Genomic DNA, 15,694 nt, shown 5'->3' on the forward strand with positions numbered 1-15,694 from the left:
TATGTAGAGGACGGAATGACCGCAAATAAGTATAAAGACTGCTTAAAGAAGAATAAGCATCTATGCCAACGGTGTTACCCACGAAAGGACACGTCCATTCATTATGGGATTCATGCGGGACAGTTCGTGCTGTGTGATTGTCTGATTGCTGAATTGATGCGATATCCTGGTCCTGCCGGCATTAAAGGGCTTAATTCAGAATTTCTCATAATGAACTGCCATTATAGGGAGTTGGTGGATTTACCTTGTGGGTATAGCTTTTACGGTAAGCGACTTGAAGAAATGCCATCCTGCGTTCGTCATGAGACAGCCAAGAGCTACGACATGCAAGATCGCCTCATTATGGAAGAGCGTCAGGCGATGATTTTTGCAGATTGCGACTACTTTTTCGGAGACAGTATCAAATTGCATACTGTTGAAACTCAGAAATACCCCCTAATTGACCTAAGCGGAAATTTGAACGGGATCGCTTTTTTGATAAATGATTTTTTCCGTCCTATGGATTCTAGACATGTAAAGCTGCCTGACTTTGCTGACCTTTCCACTCCTCTTAGCATGGCGGAATCTCGTCTCGTATTTTGTAAAAAAATGGGATTGTCTGACAAAGAATCCGCAGAAAGACTAGGGATTACGCCATCTACCGTGCGATCTCTCAAAGCTCGCATCCGTGATAAGACTGGTTACAGCGTGTCAGAACTTCGTACTTTATTATCCAGCCACTCATCATTTCGACTTATCACCAAGAGCGATTCATTCAGGATACGCTAGATTTGTGGACACTTTTGTCTACATACACCATAAGTATGTTTATGCATACTCGCCCTTACTGAGTCTTTGAATTATATAAAAAAGATTAAAAATACTGTATAAATAAACAGTATGTAACTGACGTTAGTTCAAATTCGACCTAGAAGGAGAAATATGTAGTGCTAGGTGATTACATCCATACAGTTTTAGCCCACATTGAAAACACGGATTTTGGGACAGGATATCTGGAATCAGAAGGACGCAAGAGCGAATCAAATGCCACCAGCCACCAGCAAAAAGGAGGCAAGCAAGAATTTATTCCGTGTGGGGATAAGGCTAACTTCCCATACAACGAAGAAACACGAAAGGCGGTCCTGTCAATCTTTCTCGGGGCGCGTATTCATGATGCTGCTGTCATGATTAGTGTTGCAGACCGAACGATGCGTGATCGCTTCCTGACTTACTGTAAGCACGCAAATCCAGATCAGTTTGAGCGGATTTATGAGCGAGCAGTCCATCAAGGATATTCAACGCCACCAGTCGAGCTATTTCAGCCTTACGTGTTGGATTTCTTTACACAAGCGGATCTACCTGTATTGCACAGTGAGGCTAAGGTTTTACCGACAGCCAAAGAGCTGGCTGAAGAAAGCCTAGAGAAAGCGAAGCTGGAACTCTCCCTAGCTCGCATTCGATTGAGTGTGGTAGAAGGTATGACAAGAATTTTAGGGTGCGAATAAAAAACCGGCTCCGTATCGTACTTGGAGCCGGAATGTAAGTATTAAATTAGTGGTAGTTCAGTATCTGATTGATACCAGTCGGGTGCTTGATTGTTGCAGGCTAGATAAAAGGCGCTTTGGGGAAGTGGTTTAATCCCTCGTGCTGATAATTCATGAAGATACATGAATATTTCTGCCTGCACTCTTTCTCTAAAGAAGTGTCGGGTTTGGTCTTGCTTGCCACTCATCACAGTTACACCGTAAATTTGCTTTCGCTGTCTAGGCGCCTTGGCTGGAAATAGCTGACAAGTTCCAAGCGTCCGAGTCCATCCCCACTTTTTATTGTGGGCATTAGTCTTCCCTTTTCCCGTTAATGCTTGTTGCCATGCTTCATCAGAAGCCATACGATGCCCATCTTGCCATGATAGTGTCGCAATTACTTTCTTTACTGCATTGGCAAAACTTGTTCCATGGACCTGCTTTTCGAGCTGCTTTTTCTGGCGTTGTATGAGGGTATCGTTAACGCCTGTCATCATACCAACCATTAACGTAAACATTTCTTCGTCACTGTCATACAAGGCGTACATGCTTTCAAGTGAGGAAAATTGCTGGATCCCCATGGAGGCAACCTCGGTCGCGCCACTCTCATACACTTTTCCGACATACGGTGAATAAAAGTTATCTGGGATAGCTATCTCATCACTTTTGTATGATCGGTTGTTGGTCAGTTCGCTGAGTCGTTGTGGGGAGCCAGAGGCACGCTTTTGGATAAACCGCTGATTGGCTAATTTAACTGACTCGTCAGCTTCAAGTAGGTGGCTCATTTCGTGAAATAGCGTGCGACGGTCAAAATCATGATCAATATCAATGGTCGCGGTATTGATTATGGCACTGGCTCGTTTGCTACCAGTTGTTACCAATCGGACATTATCGAGCCTACCGTTAAGCAAGCGATAATATGTTGCCATGTCACGGCGGACTTCTGACTCTGGGTAGCCTGATTTTCGCATTCTGGCGATAGCAGACGCACTGATCTCTTGATGGGTAGCCCAGAGGTCAGCCTCTTCCTGAGAGACGCTAGAATGTGCAAGCAGGGAGTCATACACACTGGACATCAACTCTGTCCCTATCCGCTTCTTTTGATCTTGTAACGCTTGAAGTTGAAGTCGTGCGGTTTGGTCTAATTCTTCACTGGATGCCATAAGCACAGGGTCTATTTGCGTCCGGTGAGCAGACTCAATGGCAGAGCGAATCATTTCAAATTCGGACATTAGAGCTTCACTTTGCCCTTGTTCGTGAATTTGACCGATCACCCCACGGGCTTTCTCTGCGAGTGGAGAGATGTATTCATTTTCAAGTCGCTCAATCTTTTTATTGATATCTGGGTTACTACGCAGCAATTCGTTAATGTTATGAGCGACATCTTTAAGTAATTGCGCTTTTTCTGGCTCAATTACTTTGCTGAGAAATTGCTCGCCATGCTGCTGCCAGAATTGTCGCTGTCGTTCATCAAGATCGTCAGGAACAATATAGGCTTGTCGTAAACTGTTTAGATCAGCACCCTGCTCTGATATCAATTCTAGTCGGTTGTCATTGTATCGGCTCAACTCAACTTGCAGCGAGACAATATCGCGCCAAACTTGAAATTTTTCTAAATCATCCTCGGTGTCGATTAGCTTTTGTTTTAGTGCCTTAGCTTGGTGCGTTTGGGCACTTATCATTTCGCCAAAAGCCGCAAGAAAGACGGCGCTAAGACCGTCTATCTCACTGGATGCTTGTATGGCGGAAATGACTGCCTTCTTTTTAGGCTGGGAGTCTTTTTTCGACATAGTTAACTACTGGTTGCTTTACGGACTCAAATTCGCCCGACTCTTCTGATATTTCACGCACAATAGCGATAAACTTAACTGGCTCTAGGTGATCAAATTTGCCACCAATGAGTTCATCAAGGCGAGAAGCGAGCTTTTTAGCACCACCCACAATCTGAGCGCGAATAGCCTTTATTTGTTTGGCAATTTTCAACTTCTCTATCCCTTTAATTGACGCGCTTTTAATTTGCACTCTCAACTGGCGTATTTCCTTCGCCAGTTTGAGCTTTTCTACACCAGATAACATGCTTATTACTCCTGCTTCTCATCAAGCTCTGCGTATTTTTCTACCGCTGAGCCGATCAGGGCATCGAATTGATCCACCAGCCCCAGTTTTTCTAACTCTTCGCTGGCTTCTTCTATCATTTCAAGCACATCATCTGCAGCAACATCATCATGTACACCATTAATGATATCTTCTAATGTTAGTACTGCTTGAGGCTTATCACCTATAGATTGATCTTTCATTTCATCACTTTCCCCTTCTTGGGACTCTTCCGGTGTGTTTGTTGCCTCCGGTGACGGCGTATCTGCAGACGTTGATGATGCTTCTGGCGAATCCGGCGTAGCTTGTTCATCCTTATCTTCCTTGCTGCCAGCGGCATTACTATGCAAAGACCAAACACTATTTCGAGCTGAAATGATCGGTTTATCGAGGACTTTCTGTGCTTCAGAGATAAAATCTAGTGCAGCATCAACGACTTCAGAGTGCCCATTGTTATGTCGAGTCTTTAGCTTGTTAACAATGGAATTGACAAAGAGTGAGCGAGTTAACCCTTTCTCTTCACCACGGTCAATAGCAGCGATCGTGCTCATCGACGAAACCACATCATTGAATAGCCCAGAATCAACCAGCTTAAACCGTTCTAATGTCGCATTTTCTTCGGGTGCAGGTTCGCCTTCACCTTGCGCTGGGGTTTGCTCTGGCTTTGGCTCAGGCTGAGCTGCTTTTAGCGCGGCAATCTTCTCCCGTAGGCTATCGTTATACGCTTGACGGCTGGCGAGTTCTTCAGATTTCACCGTAACCATGTGTTCAAGCTCTTGATCGCGGGTTTCTAACTGTGAAACTTCAGTTGTCAGTTGATTGAGTTCATCAAGCAGTGCATTAGAGGACTCTTGAAGGCTGGCTAATTGATTTCGAGCATCATTGACTTCTTTTTGCTTAGCTTGGAACGCTTCTGAGTTAGCGCCGGCAAGATTACCAATGCGTTTTCCAATCGTTGAGAGCGATACTTCACGCATTTTCCCTTGATTCATTTCAGGGGCGACAACCTGAGTAATATCCCGCTTGTTTAGCAGCCAACGAAAGGCAATGACCACATCATCAGGCTTAAATACCTTTGGATCTTCGTCAGGCGCATGGAAAACTACGCTCACTGCCTGCCCGTCACTTAACGAAAATTGTGCCGCAACGGTAGCGAAGAGGTTGTTTTTCTTTGGCTCACCGACTTCATGATCTGTCACAGTAATATTGCTGCTTGATAAGGCTCGGTTTAGTGCTCTAGCCAACGCTTTCATTGTGCGAGGGAATGAGGCATAACTGGTTGTCACCGCATCCAGAATAAAACCATCATGCTTGCCAACGAGTTCCCCCTCAACATACGCAGCATCCATGACTGACAAAGGCTCAACCTCAAACATTAACGCTTCTTGCTCTGGATCTGCGGTTAGCTGATACATTGCTTCTTTGATTTGAGAGCGAGTAAAGCCTTTTGCCAGTGGGTCCGGCATGGCAAAAACTTTTAATCCTTTCACTGGGTTCATGCTGCGGACTCCTCTAGCTGTTTTAGCTCCGCTTCTAGTTGCTCTGAAACAGAATATTCTTGGTTAATGTGGGTGCTGATATCTGACTTTCTTTGCTCTTTAGCTGGCAAACCGTCTTCTAATGCCTGCTTTTGCTTTCGTTTCTCAGCAACTGAAGCTTCCAAATCTTGCTTATCAGCGTTTGCCAGTGCTATCTGGGCTTTAAGTGATGTTTTAGCTCGGCTTGATGAGTCTTTACTCGTACTGCTGGCTCTGGCTGCTCGTTTTTTTAATGTCTGTTGAAACTGCTTGCTGTTTGCACTGACCTTGCCGGCAATTTCTGCAACGGCTTTTTTTAGATCGTCAACATGCTTGATTGGGATCACTCTTGTATTGAGGCGTACTTGGAAAATAGCCCCTTGCGCGGTTGCCTGAAGCATGAGCTTCTGACCATCGGCAAAATGAAGAGTGGCTTTTTTAGTCTGCACTCCAGACTGTCGTTTGGCTTTGTTGTCCGCTTCAACGCTTGTGACTTGGAGATCTTGACGTTTAAATTCATCAATGACCTTCTTTAGTCCCTTTTCATTGAATTGGGCATAATCGAAAGATAAGTAACTCACGGGAACGCTCCACACTGTGATTGTGTTGTTAACAGTTCGATGGTAGAGCGCAGGGGGTAGGATCGCATCAACAGGAAAATTTACTCCCTCGCGTGAGAGAGTAAATAGGAGGATTACAGACCAAGGTGCTTTTTGAGCTGGTTTACTTCTTCTTGCAGTTCTAGTGTTCGGCGCCCATTGTCGATGGTATACGCTGCCAGCTCTGCATAATCTGCGGCTGAAACTGGTTTAGATGGCAATGCTTGCTCAATGCTGTCTACAGGGACAGATGTTGCCCCTGACGGAAGCGTAATCTTAGCCAACATGATAGCGTTACTCGGCACGCTATCTCGAACGTAAATACCGACAGAAGACGCTTGGTGAAGTGCATATTGTGCTTCGAGCACCACATATTGCGTTTTACCTGCAGTCAATGTTACCTGCTTGGTAACATTGTTTGGCATTCTTGCTGTCAGTGAATAAGTGCCGACTTCAAGAACCGCAATATTCTGATCACTTCCTGAGACTTCGACGGTTAGCCCCGTCTTTGGTTTGACCGAAAAGCCAGAGTAAACCCCTTTAGGTAGTAACCCCTGTAACTTTTGGTTCATGGATGCACCCGAGAAGTTTTCACGCCATGCTGTATCTACTCTCAAGTCGTCCATTGGCTGTTGTGGGTATGTATTCATCCATTACTCTCCGGAAATAGGGAAGTTAACGTATGGGTGTGTGTTAATGCCCTCTTCAGGTGTTACCCAATCTGGCAAATCAATACTGACGGCAACCAGATCCCCGTCATCGTCATATAAGCCGGTTTGGCTGTATTGCTTCGGCTCTGATAAGGTATTTTCAGGCATGATACAGCGGAATAGTAATCGCCCATTAGCCCAAACAACATCTTCTGCAGGATTAATGGTCCCTTCAAAGAAAACGTTTTTGATGTCGTTTTCTGCTGCATTGAATGGTGAGAGTGCTGGCGGGGTTTTGCTGTCATCCACCAGCAACGGATCATGACCAAACTTAAATTTAACGATCTTGAACTGTTTCGCCAGTCCTGCAATTGAGAGAGCATTTTTTTCGTAAAAACGAGGCAGTAGCTCTGCAATCTGCCATGGTTGGTTTGTCGACATAGCGCTAATTCCAAAGTGGTGTGTCTAACGGTGCGAAATCAGCTGGGATTTCGTCAAACCCCAGCCATGGATTTTGGTTTATCTCTGTTGGTTGCTTTAACTCAAAAGGCAAAGAGGGGTACTCTCTGACCGTGCATTCAGCCTGAGCGCTGTAAGCGATGGAACAAGATGACTGCGTTTGCTTCGTTTGAATACAGCCATGCTGGCTCACTTCCGTTTGAAATGAGCGTAACTGGATTCGATGCTGCTTAAATGGCGGAAGTTTATCGCCTTCCTTTCCAGATAATGCTGCAGTGCCGTCTTGTGTCTTCACAAACAAATCAAGGGACCAATCCGCCCCCAGTTGATAACTCATCCAGACAGGTCTAATCGTCATTCGACTTTGCCCGTGTAAAGGATCGTTTGTTGGAACGCTGTCTGCTGGCATCGCATCAAATTGATAGTGCATATTGAACGTCAAGCATGGATAACGGACGGCTGATAGAGCACCACCATCCATAGGCATAAACCCATGATCAATAGGAACAGAACGCTCAATCGTTGATATTTCCTGCAACGCCCCGATTACGTCGCCTTCTTTCCCCGCAAGTGGTACACGGCGATCGCCCAAATCAACGAACAAATCAAGGGACCATGAAATATTGCCCAGAGAAAAGTCAACTTGGCTGGTTGTTACTCCACGAACATGCTCGACATATAAAGGGCTTTCATCTAACCAAGGTACGTCAGCTGGTCGCTCATCAAAAGAAGCCGTTAAGCGGTAGAACATACAGCAGCCTTTTTCGGCTATGGTCTGGCGCTTAACGTGATAACCCAATGGCTCATAGTTGAAATTGATGGTTAGAATGAAATATTCACCGTCATACACGATATGAGAGGGGCGTAATCGTTCAATTTCTCGTTGAGCTATGGCAATAAAAGTTTCTTTAGCCATGCCCAATTGATGAAGATGCGTGAGATCAACTGCAATCTTGCCCCGAGAGGTCATCCAGAAATCATCTAGCTCCCACTGTTTTAGTTGGATCTCTTGCTCTGTATATAGATTGTCTAAGGTATACGCTTGACTGCGGTTGGAGTAGAGAGGTTCCCATGTCACACCAAGCCCTGCGAAGTTCACGCACAAGGCATTCACGAAAGGAACGATAGTGTCTTTTTCATGAATGTTGGCTCGCTGCCAAGAAATAGACAGCCGCTTACCTGAAGAGTCGATGGGTAAGGCAGTATCAAAATAATCACCAAACTCGGCAATTTTCTTATTTAGATGTTCATCGTTGGCAGTGAAGATGTTTTTACTATCTTCAAATGTTTGGAGTTCACTGAAAAAATAGGTATCCCAGTATTCTTCCAATGCTTCAGCAAGCGCTACCCATTGGGGAGAGCCTTGTTTGCTCTTTGTAAGACGCTCAACTAACCATTTTTCAGCCACAGGAAAACCTCACTCTAAATCTCGAATGAGGGTACGGTTTAAGGCAAGAACCCGCCACGACAAAAAGATTTTTTACCTATGGCGAGTATTTGTTAGGTGTTACATCAGTATCTAGTAAATACTTAACTTAGCGTTATTTGTGTAATCTATGTCAAGCATCCCCATGGAAGCTTCAAGATTGATGTATATCATTTGCTTGAGGTTTTCTGGCTCTGCTTTACCTAGAATTTCAATATCAATGTCATCTTCACTCTCAAAGATGTTTAAGTTATTCATCAGACGGTAAAGATCGCGTTTGAGGGCTTTTGCCTTTCGCTTTGAAGCGTCTTTTCCGTAGTTGTTCCAAAGAGTATCGCTGATTAACTTCTCGGCATCGGTTAGCGTAACGCTGCGTAAAAGCTTGCCAGTGATCTTGGCAGTAAATGCCTGAGCATCTACAGGGACATTCTGGTAACGGCGGTTAAATTGGGGAATGTTCTCTTTCATGTATGCAGCAATCTCGGTACCGATAGCGTCATTGTTCGGCGCATAAACACAAAGAAAGATCTTATTGACGTTCTCCAGCTTTAGTTGACCATCCATTTTCTCTTGCTCTGCCTCTCCCCATACATTACCCCAAATCACTTCAGGAAAGTGGCGCTTAATAAAGAACAGGTAATCATCATCCCAAACATGGTTGTCGTCATAGAGCGGGTAATAAAGCGCATTACGGCGTAGCTCATCTGTTTCTTCTCTGGCAGCGCCACCAGTAAAGACGGAGGCAGTTTCAAATTCGATGTCTTCTGCGTCATCATCCACTGGCGTCAGTGGTTGGTTTGGCATTAACTTTGTGTCACCTTCAGTTAGCCATAGCTCAACTTTTACTTTTGAGTCTTTTGCTGGGATAAGTCCGAAAATATTGTTGCCAAATCGGATCCCTACCTGATCGGTATGCGAGTAAAACTCATCAAACACTTTATCAGCGCGAGCGTTGCGAAAGCGATTGGTAGGTAGCCATTCTTCATAGCCACTTCCCATATCAACAAATACTCTGAACTTATGCAGGTTAACACTGATAGAGCGCCCAAACTCAAACTCTAAGAAGGGTTGCTCTTTCTCCACAACGAACGATAGTTCATGCTGCTTAACTTGAGAGCCTTCAACAACGACCTCTCCACCAGCTGCTACACGAACACTTTCGTTAATCATGTAGTAAACCTGATCTTCAGAAACAATAGGGAAATGCGCCATGACGCTGCGATCTCGGCTCTGTTTGTTTCTGATACGGATCTGTCCACGGCTAGGGGCAGCCTTACGAGGTAGGTACTGTCGGTCTTCAGCAAGCGCTAGAATTGAACTGCGATTATAGGCAGTACTCAAATACCCTTCTTGGACCGCCCGTTCGAGTTTATGGATGGCATATTCCAAGGCGAGGTTTTGGAAGGTGTTTATCCCCTGCATTACCTGACTATCTGCCAATGGTTCTAATACCGGCTTTTTGCGGATAATGTCGGTAAAGGAAGCGCGTGCTTCTGCCTTGTTTTCAAGATTGCTCATTGGCTACCTCAATGGAATATTGTTATCGAACAAGCCGAATTGATGGCTAATGACAATGCGGCAGAGATCAAGCTCAGGAAAGGTCACTCGGATCCCCTTGATTACAACACCTTGGACGTCACGGGGTAACTTTTCCACGATTGCCATTTCCATCATCACTGCATCATCTTCTGTTTGTGCACAGAACTGAAACGGCGCCAAGTTATGTCCCCATGCGGGGTTGTCTGCAATAGTATGCTCTGGGTTATCAAACCACTCTTCAATATTGTTATTGAGGGCTTTGCCATCGTAAGAGACGGCAAGCCCTGTGCTATCAACATTGAGTAGGTGATTAAGTTCTTCCATACTTAGATCCTGTCATGTGCCATCAACACGAGAGTTTTATCTTCAAACTCGGTTTTAATCGGGGCTGGCACCGAAGCTGATTTTGATTGAGAGGCAGCATAACGAGGACCTGAAGAGCCTGCACTAACACCGCTTTGTTGCTGTGATTTGTTCATGGCATCAACGATTGCTTTACCTAGTTTTTTCTCATCAATTTTAGCGACAGTCTCAGTCTTTTCCGTTCGAGTCTCTTTCGTTGTCGCTTGATGAAGCGCTGCTTTTGACGGACTTATCTCTGGCAATGTTGCTTTCAGCTGCTCTGGCATTACTGTGGTTTCAGACGCCTGTGAGCTGATTGCAGCACTGGCATTCGTACTATGCATCTGATCTTTGCTGTTGGTAGCGAGCGCCTGCGCTGACTCATTGTTGTTTGTCGTTAATTCAGAGTTATCCGTGTTGTCTGTGTTGGTTGTCGCGCTTTCAGAGGACTTCTCGGCAGACTGCAGCGCTTCCGCTTCACGTTCTGCGCGTGTTTTACCATCAGTACCTTCCATTCTGTCACTGACTGCTTCGCCAACAACATCACCTCCCTTGCTTCCCAGCCATCCACCAACTGCGGCACCTAATAAACCACCGATTAATGTCCCCACTACTGGGACCACGGAACCCATAGCCGCACCCATAGCCGCGCCGGCACTTGCACCTCCTAGCGATCCAGCGGTTGTCGCACCTACTTGAACTGCTTTCTGAGAGCCTGTGAGATCTTCTCTATCTTTAACTTCGTTATATTTAAAGTATCCAGTCGCTAATGCTGCGACTGGGGCTGCTGCACGGCTGGCAACGGAACCCACGGTTTTGAGTGCGCCACCAGCTGCTTTACCTACCCCTGTATTGGCTAAGCTTCCGGTTGCATTCTTTACGCCTTGTGCAACTTTACCAAGACGGCTTGTTGGGGCTGACTTTAGAGCAGAAGCATTTGTGGCTGAAGCTGATTTAGTTCCCTTTAAACGGTCAAACAGCGAGCCTAGTCGACCTTTTCTACCTTTGCCTCTTCCTCGCTTGCTGCCGCCTTTCTCTTTGCCATCACCACCACCAAACATATCTGTTAGATCGCTAACGCTATCCATTAGAGAGCCGCCAGATTCGCCGCCGAACTCTTTCTTTTCGATGGTCTTAATCAGTTCCTTATGTTGGTCTTGAGAAAGCTCTACCTGCTCATCAAGACGATCCGCAATAGCTTCATTGCTGCGGACTTGCTCTCTTTCCTTTACGACATTGGCAGACGTCACACTAGCTTGCTCATGTGAGTTAACCTCACGGTGAGTTTGTTCTGAACGTTCAGGAATGTGCGAGGTGTTCGTTTGCTTTTCGGTAGTTCTATCTCTCTCATCGTGTGTATTAGTTTGGTATCTATCTAATACTACATGAGTGCTTTTACTCTCCGTTGAATCCTTGCTATTGCTATGACCATCAGTATTTTGTTCGCTCGCAGTCGCATGGGTCTCTCTGTCTTTTGGAGATAGAGTGTTTTCTGAATCTTCACTGTACTTGTTAGTATTTGATTGATACTGATTTAGTGTTTTATGGGTATCTTCTTTTCGCTGATTTACAACAGAAGTCGCCTCTGATTGCTTGATAAAGCGTCCACGTTCATCCCTGACTGGTCCTTTCTTGTTCTCTTTGGCAACCGCTTCTTTCGGTGTCGAGGTATCACTTTCTTCGTCTTCGTCTGATTTCTTTCCGGTGACTTTCTCAATGATTTTTTGACCAAGAGAACTGTTTTTTACATCATCAGTGGCTTCTTTGACTTCTTTTGCTGCCTCCCAGAGAGAGCCACCCATAGCAGATCCTGCAGCGTCAGTCGCTGTATCACCAGCTTCAAGCTCTTCTCTTTCCTCTGCGGCTTTTTTAAAGACATCACCAACGGTTTTTAATAGACCAGATCGCTCCCGCTTTTCCTTTTGTTCTTCTTGTGCCTGTTGGCTTGCTGTAGCACTGGGTGCTTCACCCTGAGAAGCGGTTTCATTATTTGAGATTGGTACGGCTTGCTTAACCGGTGTCGGTTCTTGTTTGGTACGAGCATCAGGTTTACGCTTATTTTGACCAGTTGGAGCTACATCCACACTAGACTGGGGCGATTGCTTGTCATGGCTTAGTGTTTGATGGTCTGCCTGATCTTTCTGGGAAGCCTTATCTGTTGAGCTTACCGACGTCACATCCGCAATTTGGTTGGACTGTTCGCTCTTTTGGTCTTGCTGCTCTATGGCGCTTGCATTGCTACGCTGCTTGCTTATAGCGTTTCTCTGCTCATGAGTAAGCACTTTATGGCTTTGTTCATGTTTCGATTGCTGAATCGACGTATCCGGCGTTTTGTTTTCACCTGCGAGCGCATGAGCTTGTGTTTTATTGGCAGAGCGAGGGGCGACATTACCTTGAGACAATGTGGTGTCAGTGGATGTTACCACCTGACTAATAAGTGCTTTATTGGTGCTTGATTGGTATCTATCTAATACTGTATTGGTAGCAGTTTTCGAGCTTGAAGCTGCTTGTGCACTGGTTTTACCACCAGCAATAGACTCACGGCGAAGTAAAGCAGACGTATTGGACTCAATCTTATCAAGAATGGCTATGATCTTCGGTTGGAAGTCTTCTGCCTGCTGTGCTTTGTCTGTCACCTGATCGACAGGTGACAGTTGAGTTGGGTCTACGACAATTTCGGTCTGTTGAGTGTCTTTGGTGGTCACGACTGCCCTGCCTTTCTATAACGTTTATGCATGGTCAATACACGGCTTCTTGGAGAGCAAAGCAGGCTGTCGATCGGTTGACCAGCATCAAGGGATAGCTCATTGAGCATGACATCCCAAGAACGACTACTATACTCGCGGAATCCGGCTGTAATTCCGAAAGGGAAGCAACAACTCAGTTGTCACCTCCTTGTTTTCTTTGGTCTTGATGGTAGGGCAAATATGACTAGGCGACCGCAACATAATCTTGCCATCATCCATGACTTTACTCGGCAAACCATGCACCATACTTGCCAACGCATCATTGACCAGCACTTGCAGGGTTTGATACTTGGTTTCTGGCAACTCACGTAGCCAGTTATTCAGGTTTGCGTCTCGCTTGTAAGCGCTTTTTTCATGGTCATCTGCCATATACAAGGCTGACTTGAGCTTATGGAAGCGGATCTCGGCTTGTTTTCGCACTGCTGCTGGCGAACCCTCTTTCTCTACCATGAGAGCAAGACGCATATTCTCAAGCTCTTCCATATGGCTACCTGTTAACGGTGAAATCACCAACTTTCGACCTTCAAAAGTCAGATCTCGACTTGCTAGACCGCTAATCTCTTGATAACCCTCCGCTAAATCACGCATGTCAAATTCATGAGTGTGAGGTTGTTTACAGTGAGGACAGTCATAATCCAGTGAAACAAAGGTGTCTTCAGTGGTATGAATCCAGTACCAGAAAAGTGCTAGGCGACGATCCTCAGCGGTCCACCCCAAACAGTCAGAGAATGCTTCCTTATCTTGAATGGTGTTCAGAAACTTAGTGGTTAGCGCTTCTTCGTGCTCTGGCAAAACATCACAAAAATCCAGTGTTTCTGCCGTAGTTGCCTCTCTAATGAGTACTTGCTTTATCGGCTTGCTGGGTAATGAAAACGGTGCAAACATGATTAACTCCGGAATTGGATAACGGTCAGAGGGAACTCTTTAAAAGAATGCTCAGAATAACTTTGTGTGACATCCCCTAGCTGTACCGGTGCGACTGGGTAAGTCTCAGACAACACTTCTTCAAAGCCCGTGCCCTTATGGAGCAGGGTGTATTTTTTCCAGTCCCTGATCCATTTCGTCTCAGGGTTAAACGGTGGATTCACGGTACCGTCCCCGTTTGCCACTTTGCTGGTCCACTCTGCAAACCACTTGTGGATCCGCTCATCATCATGATCTCTAACAGTCATTGAGATAGAGACAGGCATAACGCCAGTAGGAAACTGCAGTTGGTTTACGCCCACCTTGACAGGTTCATATTCCAACTCGATAGGTCCGTAGGTCACGTCCTTAATGAAAATTTCAAAATCTAGCGGTTGCTCTTCGATTTCTAGGCGAAATTGCCATTGATGCTGGAAATAGGTGTGAACCATCTTTTTAACCAGCAACTTCTCACGATTGAAATCAGCTGCCATCAGCTGCTCCCGTGATATGGTTGTTCACCACGTCGTACATCTGTCGAATCAGAGGATAAGGCATGTTGTGGTGACGATTAGCCATAAAGAACTGGCGTAATGACTCAGAGAGCGCGTAACGCCCTTTAGGCTCGTTCTCAGTCGCTTTTTGGGTATAGAAAGCGGTTCGTTCGCTGACTAACGTGGTCTTATCGACGGCGTAGACTCTATTCTCGTAACTTACGAGCCAAACCTGCTCGTGCTCCCCTGTCACTGTGCAAGTTAACCATTCGCCCACCAGCGGTCCCTCTGGCGTGATCTGGTAGAAATATAAGGGGGTACCGATTGAAACGTCATTATGGCGCATGGACCGCTCTCCTAAAGCAACATGGAAGGCATCAGCATATTGCCCGACTCTTCCATTTCTTCTTCTAATTGGCGTTTACGCTCGTGCAGCTCTGATAACTGTGGCATTCCATCAAGTGGTAAGCCTGCAGCGCTACGTGAGTACTGTTCACGCTCTGTGTTAGGGATTTCGATAAGGACTTTGAGATACTTTTGCAGCATCCCCGTGATATGAGCCGGCAGTTCATCACTTTCTAAGTCGTATTGACTTATGGCTTCGAGATATTGGATTTTGAATGGTGCTACGCTGTAATCCGTTGTAATAACATTAAGCGTGTCATCATCTGTTGTTATTTCATGCCATACCTGATCAACGTCATTTGCGGTCACAACGGTCATGAAATGTGGCGGTACCGGAATACCGCCAGCTTTTTGTTGGTCCAATGTCACGGTAACTGACCGGATCACACCTGCCCTATCCTGATACTCATTAAGCGCCTGAATAAGCAGCGCTTCGAGTTTCTCTGGCTCGTCATGGTAAAGGGTTACAAACTGCCCTTTGACTCGCTCTAATAGGGCGTTTGGTGTCATCCTGCATAGCCTCCGATGCGTTCAAACCAGTTGTAAAGGAAGTTGACTGGAATACGCACGGTACCGGTACGGTTTTCGACATCCAGATCGGCAGGGTCTGCGGCGATCATGGTATCTTCGAGTCGGTAGCCCTTCTCTTCCATGTCTTCACCATGTAAGACCACTTCGATAGTCACGTATTCTTTGTTGTCCACAATCTTGGCAATGGTTTTCAGGACATCGCCACGCTTGATTTCAACAATTTGAGCAGCCATATCGCCATCACGCTTAGTTGCGCCGTATTGACGGAAGCCTTGACCATATTGACCTTGGTCTTCCACTGGTTCACCACGCTTTTCTTCAGGTAACTGGGCAGTACGAACCAGCGCTGAGATTTCCGGATACTCTTTAATTCGGACGATAAAATCCGATGCAACCGCACGCTCACCGAGTGCGACATTTTTCTTATGGGCTTGTCGCAGTAAGTCGACGTTCCCTTTTGCATTTGGTACAGCCATTGTTTAGCTC

17 protein-coding genes are annotated in these 15,694 nt (G+C 45.8%); 2 read left to right on the forward strand and 15 right to left on the reverse strand.

Features of this window, described 5'->3' with window-relative positions:
- The first annotated feature begins 15 nt into the window (after window positions 1–15).
- Together AC4MRV_RS09420 and AC4MRV_RS09425 are read left to right on the forward strand one after the other, a co-directional pair.
- Window positions 16–768, forward strand: coding sequence for a helix-turn-helix transcriptional regulator (locus AC4MRV_RS09420; RefSeq protein WP_491187130.1), 753 nt, complete (start codon window positions 16–18; stop codon window positions 766–768).
- Window positions 769–926: 158 nt separating this feature from the next.
- Window positions 927–1,484, forward strand: a complete 558-nt coding sequence (locus tag AC4MRV_RS09425; protein WP_233902834.1) for a hypothetical protein — start codon at window positions 927–929, stop codon at window positions 1,482–1,484.
- Window positions 1,485–1,525: 41 nt separating this feature from the next.
- Here the strand turns inward: AC4MRV_RS09425 and AC4MRV_RS09430 are convergent, their stop codons facing one another.
- The 15 genes from AC4MRV_RS09430 to AC4MRV_RS09500 all read right to left on the reverse strand — a co-directional run bounded on the left by AC4MRV_RS09430 (window position 1,526) and on the right by AC4MRV_RS09500 (window position 15,684).
- Window positions 1,526–3,292, reverse strand: coding sequence for a hypothetical protein (locus AC4MRV_RS09430; protein ID WP_222714876.1), 1,767 nt, complete (start codon window positions 3,290–3,292; stop codon window positions 1,526–1,528).
- Window positions 3,267–3,578, reverse strand: coding sequence for a hypothetical protein (locus AC4MRV_RS09435; RefSeq protein WP_110097063.1), 312 nt, complete (start codon window positions 3,576–3,578; stop codon window positions 3,267–3,269). Before AC4MRV_RS09435 ends, AC4MRV_RS09430 begins: the two co-directional genes overlap by 26 nt.
- A gap of 5 nt (window positions 3,579–3,583) precedes the next feature.
- Window positions 3,584–5,095 carry a defense against restriction DarA-related protein gene (locus tag AC4MRV_RS09440; RefSeq protein WP_103412210.1) on the reverse strand — a complete coding sequence of 504 codons (1,512 nt, stop codon included), beginning with the start codon at window positions 5,093–5,095 and terminating at the stop codon, window positions 3,584–3,586.
- The gene (locus AC4MRV_RS09445; protein ID WP_164368816.1) at window positions 5,092–5,694 is read right to left on the reverse strand and encodes a defense against restriction DarA-related protein; all 603 of its coding nucleotides are present in this window, start codon (window positions 5,692–5,694) and stop codon (window positions 5,092–5,094) included. The genes AC4MRV_RS09440 and AC4MRV_RS09445 overlap by 4 nt, the downstream gene beginning before the upstream one ends.
- Before the next feature lie 113 nt (window positions 5,695–5,807).
- Window positions 5,808–6,362 carry a hypothetical protein gene (locus AC4MRV_RS09450; protein WP_110097060.1) on the reverse strand — a complete coding sequence of 185 codons (555 nt, stop codon included), beginning with the start codon at window positions 6,360–6,362 and terminating at the stop codon, window positions 5,808–5,810.
- 3 nt (window positions 6,363–6,365) lie between these two features.
- Complete coding sequence (locus AC4MRV_RS09455) at window positions 6,366–6,803, reverse strand: hypothetical protein (protein WP_103412207.1); 438 nt, start codon at window positions 6,801–6,803, stop codon at window positions 6,366–6,368.
- 4 nt (window positions 6,804–6,807) lie between these two features.
- Window positions 6,808–8,229, reverse strand: a complete 1,422-nt coding sequence (locus tag AC4MRV_RS09460) for a hypothetical protein (RefSeq protein WP_491187131.1) — start codon at window positions 8,227–8,229, stop codon at window positions 6,808–6,810.
- A gap of 111 nt (window positions 8,230–8,340) precedes the next feature.
- The gene (locus tag AC4MRV_RS09465; protein ID WP_110097057.1) at window positions 8,341–9,765 is read right to left on the reverse strand and encodes a baseplate J/gp47 family protein; all 1,425 of its coding nucleotides are present in this window, start codon (window positions 9,763–9,765) and stop codon (window positions 8,341–8,343) included.
- Window positions 9,766–9,768: 3 nt separating this feature from the next.
- A complete protein-coding gene (locus AC4MRV_RS09470; protein WP_103412204.1) occupies window positions 9,769–10,110 on the reverse strand; it encodes a hypothetical protein in 342 nt (113 codons plus the stop codon).
- A 2-nt stretch (window positions 10,111–10,112) separates the two neighbouring features.
- A complete protein-coding gene (locus tag AC4MRV_RS09475; protein ID WP_491187132.1) occupies window positions 10,113–12,833 on the reverse strand; it encodes a hypothetical protein in 2,721 nt (906 codons plus the stop codon).
- 129 nt (window positions 12,834–12,962) lie between these two features.
- The gene (locus tag AC4MRV_RS09480) at window positions 12,963–13,760 is read right to left on the reverse strand and encodes a hypothetical protein (protein ID WP_103412202.1); all 798 of its coding nucleotides are present in this window, start codon (window positions 13,758–13,760) and stop codon (window positions 12,963–12,965) included.
- A 2-nt stretch (window positions 13,761–13,762) separates the two neighbouring features.
- Window positions 13,763–14,272, reverse strand: a complete 510-nt coding sequence (locus tag AC4MRV_RS09485) for a hypothetical protein (RefSeq protein WP_103412201.1) — start codon at window positions 14,270–14,272, stop codon at window positions 13,763–13,765.
- Window positions 14,262–14,618, reverse strand: coding sequence for a hypothetical protein (locus AC4MRV_RS09490; RefSeq protein ID WP_103412200.1), 357 nt, complete (start codon window positions 14,616–14,618; stop codon window positions 14,262–14,264). Before AC4MRV_RS09490 ends, AC4MRV_RS09485 begins: the two co-directional genes overlap by 11 nt.
- Before the next feature lie 11 nt (window positions 14,619–14,629).
- The gene (locus AC4MRV_RS09495; RefSeq protein WP_103412199.1) at window positions 14,630–15,187 is read right to left on the reverse strand and encodes a hypothetical protein; all 558 of its coding nucleotides are present in this window, start codon (window positions 15,185–15,187) and stop codon (window positions 14,630–14,632) included.
- A complete protein-coding gene (locus AC4MRV_RS09500; RefSeq protein ID WP_103412274.1) occupies window positions 15,184–15,684 on the reverse strand; it encodes a hypothetical protein in 501 nt (166 codons plus the stop codon). Before AC4MRV_RS09500 ends, AC4MRV_RS09495 begins: the two co-directional genes overlap by 4 nt.
- Window positions 15,685–15,694: the final 10 nt, after the last annotated feature.

The sequence above is a fragment of the Vibrio sp. genome, assembly GCF_984391705.1.

Coding starts and splice junctions, on each gene's coding strand:
- AC4MRV_RS09455 (WP_103412207.1), bottom strand. CDS start 6,803: ATGTCGACAAACCAACCATGGCAGATTGCAGAGCTACTGCCTCGTTTT.
- AC4MRV_RS09495 (WP_103412199.1), bottom strand. CDS start 15,187: ATGACACCAAACGCCCTATTAGAGCGAGTCAAAGGGCAGTTTGTAACC.
- AC4MRV_RS09435 (WP_110097063.1), bottom strand. CDS start 3,578: ATGTTATCTGGTGTAGAAAAGCTCAAACTGGCGAAGGAAATACGCCAG.
- AC4MRV_RS09420 (WP_491187130.1), top strand. CDS start 16: ATGACCGCAAATAAGTATAAAGACTGCTTAAAGAAGAATAAGCATCTA.
- AC4MRV_RS09465 (WP_110097057.1), bottom strand. CDS start 9,765: ATGAGCAATCTTGAAAACAAGGCAGAAGCACGCGCTTCCTTTACCGAC.
- AC4MRV_RS09500 (WP_103412274.1), bottom strand. CDS start 15,684: ATGGCTGTACCAAATGCAAAAGGGAACGTCGACTTACTGCGACAAGCC.
- AC4MRV_RS09470 (WP_103412204.1), bottom strand. CDS start 10,110: ATGGAAGAACTTAATCACCTACTCAATGTTGATAGCACAGGGCTTGCC.
- AC4MRV_RS09430 (WP_222714876.1), bottom strand. CDS start 3,292: ATGTCGAAAAAAGACTCCCAGCCTAAAAAGAAGGCAGTCATTTCCGCC.
- AC4MRV_RS09480 (WP_103412202.1), bottom strand. CDS start 13,760: ATGTTTGCACCGTTTTCATTACCCAGCAAGCCGATAAAGCAAGTACTC.
- AC4MRV_RS09485 (WP_103412201.1), bottom strand. CDS start 14,272: ATGGCAGCTGATTTCAATCGTGAGAAGTTGCTGGTTAAAAAGATGGTT.
- AC4MRV_RS09440 (WP_103412210.1), bottom strand. CDS start 5,095: ATGAACCCAGTGAAAGGATTAAAAGTTTTTGCCATGCCGGACCCACTG.
- AC4MRV_RS09450 (WP_110097060.1), bottom strand. CDS start 6,362: ATGAATACATACCCACAACAGCCAATGGACGACTTGAGAGTAGATACA.
- AC4MRV_RS09490 (WP_103412200.1), bottom strand. CDS start 14,618: ATGCGCCATAATGACGTTTCAATCGGTACCCCCTTATATTTCTACCAG.